5 protein-coding genes and 1 pseudogene are annotated in these 6,014 nt (G+C 42.8%); 2 read left to right on the top strand and 4 right to left on the bottom strand.

From position 1 onward, the window contains the following. Positions 1-97: 97 nt before the first annotated feature. From K5Q99_RS21145 to K5Q99_RS21135, 3 genes are all read right to left on the bottom strand, one after another. Positions 98-481, bottom strand: a complete 384-nt coding sequence (locus K5Q99_RS21145) for a hypothetical protein (RefSeq protein WP_220778043.1) — start codon at positions 479-481, stop codon at positions 98-100. Between the two features lie 399 nt (positions 482-880). Further along, complete coding sequence (locus tag K5Q99_RS21140) at positions 881-1,450, bottom strand: PIN domain-containing protein (protein WP_014611412.1); 570 nt, start codon at positions 1,448-1,450, stop codon at positions 881-883. Next, complete coding sequence (locus tag K5Q99_RS21135; RefSeq protein WP_014611413.1) at positions 1,450-1,899, bottom strand: excisionase family DNA-binding protein; 450 nt, start codon at positions 1,897-1,899, stop codon at positions 1,450-1,452. Before K5Q99_RS21135 ends, K5Q99_RS21140 begins: the two co-directional genes overlap by 1 nt. Positions 1,900-2,906: 1,007 nt before the next feature. On the opposite strand from K5Q99_RS21135, the gene K5Q99_RS21130 reads away from it, so the two are divergent. Both K5Q99_RS21130 and K5Q99_RS21125 read left to right on the top strand, forming a co-directional pair. After that, positions 2,907-3,737 carry a response regulator gene (locus tag K5Q99_RS21130; protein ID WP_246604556.1) on the top strand — a complete coding sequence of 277 codons (831 nt, stop codon included), beginning with the start codon at positions 2,907-2,909 and terminating at the stop codon, positions 3,735-3,737. Between the two features lie 375 nt (positions 3,738-4,112). Next, positions 4,113-5,900, top strand: a complete 1,788-nt coding sequence (locus tag K5Q99_RS21125) for a hypothetical protein (RefSeq protein WP_220778042.1) — start codon at positions 4,113-4,115, stop codon at positions 5,898-5,900. A 21-nt stretch (positions 5,901-5,921) separates the two neighbouring features. On the opposite strand, the pseudogene K5Q99_RS21120 reads toward K5Q99_RS21125, so the two are convergent. After that, positions 5,922-6,014, bottom strand: a pseudogene (locus K5Q99_RS21120) (IS5/IS1182 family transposase); the annotation flags it as partial.

Below are 6,014 nucleotides of genomic sequence, written 5' to 3'. Positions count from 1 at the left end.
CAAGACAGCTTCATCTTTAAATGCCTGGGGATAACTCTTATGTGATTTCTTCAGACTCATATAGACCTCTTAATTTATTGACCATACTGTCTCAAAATTAAGTGTCCGATGGGATTAGACCAGAACACTCGTCGTCTGACTTAATTTTGTATTTTACCAACATGGAAATTCCTATACCTACAAACACAGCAACAATTTCCCACGTTGCCAAACTTGGATCTTTTTTATCTATCAAAGAAGCAATTGTCTTTCCTATAACTGAAACAAAAACACCTGCTGTACCGCCAGCTATTAAGTTAAACCACATTTCTGAACTAGATGATTTCTTTAAAATACTAAACTCATAGCGGGTAAGATCATATGGCTTTTCAGCCACATACCTCTCTGGCTCATGCTCAATCACACCTTTCATTATCAAAGGAGTATCAAATTCCTCTCCTTTTACATGAGGGCTATCATTTACGATAGTCTCTTTTATCACATAAAACTCCTTTGATTGATAAAGATCGAACCTCTTAGTACTTATGCGCTGCGCTATTTGCAGGGCATAAATCGCTTGTTTACTAAATCTTAAATATGGCCGCTGCTACGGCCATACTAATTGGTATCAATGATGCTATCGGAATTTGCTTTTGTGGGGTAGCTGTTTTTATACAATTTTGTGGGTAATAGCTTGATATTGTTTCAGCTTTATCATTCTTTCTGGCTCATTTTTGTCGGATTCATGATGTGGATTTACATCGTTCCAACCCAGCATTTATCGATTCACATAAGCATTCAGCAAACAAGTTTGTGATATGACAATGCGCTGCCAAAAGCCGATAAAACGGATTTTTAGCCTCGGGAACCAGACTCGATAAGGCTGATTCATGGGCACTATTTAAAGCATTAGTTCAAATGGTCTCAACTTCGAAACAAAAACAGGTAACCTTTGCTTTTGTAAGCAATTTAAAAAATCTGAGGCATTCATTGGCGGATTTTTTAAGCTACGTCTTTGCTGTTGAGCCGCTTTGATACAAGCACTCGGATCTAACTCGAACATATCACATAAAAACTCATCTGGATGAATAGCTGATAGCTCAAGGACATTGAGTTCTGATGCAGGGAAATCTTTAAGATTAAACGTAATGATAGCCTCTGCATTCCCCTTTAATGCGGCTGCAACAACATGCCTGTCGTCCATATCAGGGAGTGTTAAGCCCTTAATTAATGGCTCATACCCTTCGATAAGACAGTCGGGCACATTTTCATTTATAAGCTGCTTCGTCCGTTCTAGCATTGCAATGGTTATGCGTGGATTGTTCAACAATACATTCCGCATCCATTCCTCATGAATTTGCTCCGTCCAACGGGCCCTGAACAAACCCGCATTGGCTAAATACATCAAATAACTTCGAAGTGGTGCGGGATACATGACACATGCATCAAGAACGACAGTATAGGAAGCCATTAGTAACCCATACCCAATTCCTGATCTAACCGAGAAAGTTCATCAAGTGTTGATAAACGCTGACGTTCCAGTTGCTGCTTATACTTTATCACCGCAGAGAAAGCCACTTTTCTACGATTACCCACTCGAACGAATGGTATTTCTCCTGAATCTAACAACTTGATAAATGTTGGCCGTGACATATTCAAAAAGTCAGCGCCCTGTTGTGTGGTCATTTCAGCATGTATGGGGGTGATATTGACTGAGTTACCCTGTCCCAATTGCGTCAACACTTCAATCATCATTTTCAATACGCTAGAGGGCAAAGTGACGTCATGTGATTGGCCTAGCTTATCGATAACACTGATTTGTTGAGCCTCTCCGTTACTTTCAATCACAGCAGATAACTCCTGGCTGCCAAGCCGAGCCATTGCAATTTCTTCGGCGTTCGGCAAAGTAGTAGTGTTCATGATTATTCTCTCAAACATTGGAAAAGGATTGTGTCAATATTCATTATCCGCAACATTCGAAAAAAGTCAATATTCGAAATATTCGAAATATAGAATTTATTTATTACAGCCCTTGGATCAGCCTGTCTCAGTCAGTAAGTTTAGTCATATTTGATATTACATTTGTTATACATTAAAGCTCTGCCCCAAACCCCTTCTCGATGAGAATAACTTTAGAAAAGAAAAGGACATCCACAACTCTTTAATGCTTTAAGTGACCAATCAGACAACTCAAAAATCGACGGAATACGCATCCCCTCGGAGTTGCCGCAGGGCGAATAGACAAATTGCGTGAGTCTCGCCATGGTCGTTCTCGTACATCCATGTACTTCACGACATTCAGGCATCCTGCCTATCAGATGGCGAGCTAGCTTTCGCAGGTGCAGGGGTGAATGAAAATCAGTGATTTTCGCGCTTATGAGCGAGAGGCAGGGATTGCCGAACTGGAGTGCTTTACATGGATGTAAAGCGAGGACTTCGGAAGCGATAGCAAATTTGGCAATGAGCACAAGGGGCTTTCAACTCCGTTGGGGGCGTCATGGAGCATCCAAGGGCGAAGGCCAGCGGCCGTTTTGAGCGCGAGATAGGGATATCGAGCTGGCAGTTTAACATGGACGTTTTTGATAGGACGAGCAGTCCTCCTTGGTCGACTCTTGATTAAAAATCAGGGGGTGAAGCCCCACGACGTTGATTTTTATTAAAAAATACAAATAGCAGTTTATCAAGACACCCATTGTTAAATTTTGCTACCTAAAGAACAAATTAGGTGCGGTTTCAGACCGTCAAAATGCGGTTGAGCTCGCGAAATTAATCTGGGTAGCCAGATTTTTATTCGAGCTTTCCCCACCCCATTAGCACAAATCAAGTTGACTAAACAGCTAAGTTTCGCTTGAATTAGGACACAACAAATAATTAACATTTAGAACAACTCTAAGCTGACTTAGACTTAGAAACGCAAAAGGACATGAATGCATTACACTTTTCGAACGTTTATGCTGGATGTTCAAAACCGCACTCTGCACTGCAATAGTGAACGCATTAACTGTGATGAACGCGTTATCCTACTGATTAGTCTCTTGATTGAAGCCTATCCGGCACACTGTGACCAAGCATTTTTACTCGAAAAAATTTGGCCTAACACAGTCGTGAGCAGTTGGTCAGTAGCTAGGCTAATTTCAGATACTCGTAAATTGTTCGCTTCAGCAGGATTAGAAATTCCGATAATCCAAACACTCCACGGAAGAGGTTACCGCTTATCCCATGATATTGCCGCCATCCTCAATTCACAGAACGATAATGCACAAACAACAGCTCCCCTGAATACCGACACCCCGACAGTCAATCTCGATTCTAGTAAAACACCGCAATCCGATAGTGATCGGCAACAAAGCCCAAATCAAACCCAGCCAAGCTACAAACGAGTTAACTTGCGTTATCTGTGGCTATTTATCGCGTCTGTTGCGATAACACTTGCAGTAGCAAGCCACCAGCAAACTCAGCGTGCCAATCCCTTAGTGTTAGCAGAACCCAATAATGTCAAAGCAAGGATCCTTTGGGTGGATGACCATCCTGAGAATAATCAAACTGAACGGCAATACCTCGAAGAACGACAGATTGGGGTGTACACCACACAAACAACCCAAGATGCCCTCACGCTACTAGGTCTCTATCGCTACGATGCCATTATTACCGATATGGGACGGGAAGCCGATCCTTTGGCGGGCCTAAAAATGATACGGATGATCAGGGAACTTGGCATACCAACCCCCCATTTACTTATATACCATTATGCCCTCTGAAGCGTTAAGGCAAAAAGCCCGCGATCATGGCGCTAATGACATTGCCGTCGAAGCAGAAGATTTATACCAACACCTGACCCCGCTTATTGACTCCTTTGATTTAGAGTCGTCCCCACACTAGCCCTGCACTCAGCAGATTAGTCATCATCTAAAGCTATCGAGTAACTAATTGATAATTATAACATTCAAATTTAATCAATAGATTTCAAAGACAGATTTAAGATAGCCGTTATATACCTTTTCTATCGATAACTGTTCTATGCCTTCGGTATATCGATTGCTCAGCATAAACCGCAGTAAAGCAATGAAAGCGCCTGTGGATTTAGCTCCGTAACTCAATACGTCTACCTAAGTTTCATAAAAGGAATTGATATAATGAAGCCGACCTACCTCCTTGCTATTCCGCTACTCGCAGGACTAATACTGACTGCCTGTGGTGGTGACGACAATGACGACGATGAAGTCACACCGACACCGCCCCCGACTCCACAACTTGCTATCAAAGGCAATGTGAAAGGGCTTTCTGACACAGTTAAGCTCGAATTACAAAAAAATGGTCAAGCAGTAGAAACACTGTCGATTCAAAGTGATGGCACAGATAAGGCCTTTACATTTCCCACCATGCAAGACGAAGGCATTAGCTTTGCGATTACTGTTAACACTCAACCTGCGGCACAAACTTGCAGCGTAACTAATGGCAGTGGCACTTTAAATGCGACAACAGCGGTCGCCACTTTAGTCACCTGCGAAGATAACCCCAATGCTGAGCTAACCGGAATACTGAGGGACAGCCCAGTCGCGGGCATTAACTACCAAACCGAAACCAAAGAAGCAGGAATTACGAGTGATATCGGTGAATATCAATACCTTAAAGGTGAGCATGTCACCTTCTCCGTGGGTGCGATAATGTTTCCTGCAACGGCGGCAGCAAACTTGATCACACCCACAGAAATTGCCGCAGGTAACAAAGTCACCAAAGTTAATATCCTGCAGCTATTACAAACCTTAGATAAGGATTGCGATGTTGAAAATGGGATTCAAGTAAAGGCGACAAGCCACGAACTGTTAGCCGATACCGTGCTCGATATAACCAGTGCTGATTTCGATGCCAATATCAATGCAGCCTTTACGACCAAGAACTCAGGCTTAACGTTAATCAGCGAGACTCAAGCATTAACACACTTTGACAGTTCAAATCGTAACTTACTTTTAGGCAGTTGGTTATTCACCGAAGGTGATGGCCAACGGACAGTGCTGACATTTAAAGATCATTCTAGCTACATCATGATCCACGAGCATGAAAGTGACGGTGGTCAAAGCGCTGCATCGGTGGAATATGGTCATTACACCTGGGATTCACAAACAGGCAGCTTTAGTGTCAGCATCATTGCGCAATCCGATGGTTCTGGAGGATTTTATGATGAAGGAAGCACAGTCAATAACGCGACCGTGAATTTAGATAAACTGACGGTGAGCTTTATCGATAACACTGAAGGAGACATTACCCTCACACGCATTGAAGATAGCAGCGATCCGCTGGTTGGTACTTGGCACGTGCTGGATCCAGAAACCGATAATGAAAGTTTTGTCACTTTCCTGCCCAATCAACAATATGCCATTAGCCATACAGCAAATACCGATAGTTACGAAGGTAAATCACCGCAGCCACAGTCTGGTGAGTTTGGCCGTTATATCAAAGATGCTAGCGGCTATAAATTTACTGCCACAGTCGAATCAGATGGCCCAAATGGACTCTATGATGCTGATTCATCGGATAACTACCTATTTTCATCAATCAAGACCACTGCTTGGGGAGAAATGATCGCAGTTGAAAATGGTGCTGATGGCGGCACTTTTTCACTCGATTATATTGGTGGCTTTGTCTCAGAACTTGTGGATAAACCAAGCTCGGCTGCAGGAACAAGCCTAGGTAGAATTACCTCAGTGCGAGATATTTCAGGCTTTATCAGTGCTGACATAGTCAATAAACCGCTGCAATTTGACTTGGAATACACGAGCGACACTGAGAATCGCTGTATAACGAGTTTCGGTAATAATCGTTGCGGCGCGCGTTACACTATGTTGGTTCAAAATCTTGCAGAGAATGATATTGGCGACACCATAGGTGATGTGAACTTAACTGAAGTGACTAGGGTCTGTTGATCTTTGCTGTACAAATGTTGTTCAGCAATACATCGGCAGCCACATTAACATAAACGCCAGTGACACCATACTGGCGTAATTTCTTGCTAGCTTGTCATATCTTGTTGATATTGC

This window comes from Shewanella hafniensis, assembly GCF_019655335.1.
GTDB lineage: Bacteria > Pseudomonadota > Gammaproteobacteria > Enterobacterales > Shewanellaceae > Shewanella > Shewanella hafniensis.
Note: the sequence above shows the minus strand (reverse complement) of the source record. Positions and strands in the feature narration are given on the sequence as shown.

Excerpts from the sequence above, each read along its gene's own strand:
- K5Q99_RS21140 (WP_014611412.1), bottom strand. The coding sequence starts at position 1,450 with ATGGCTTCCTATACTGTCGTTCTTGATGCATGTGTCATGTATCCCGCA.
- K5Q99_RS21125 (WP_220778042.1), top strand. The coding sequence starts at position 4,113 with ATGAAGCCGACCTACCTCCTTGCTATTCCGCTACTCGCAGGACTAATA.
- K5Q99_RS21135 (WP_014611413.1), bottom strand. The coding sequence starts at position 1,899 with ATGAACACTACTACTTTGCCGAACGCCGAAGAAATTGCAATGGCTCGG.
- K5Q99_RS21130 (WP_246604556.1), top strand. The coding sequence starts at position 2,907 with ATGCATTACACTTTTCGAACGTTTATGCTGGATGTTCAAAACCGCACT.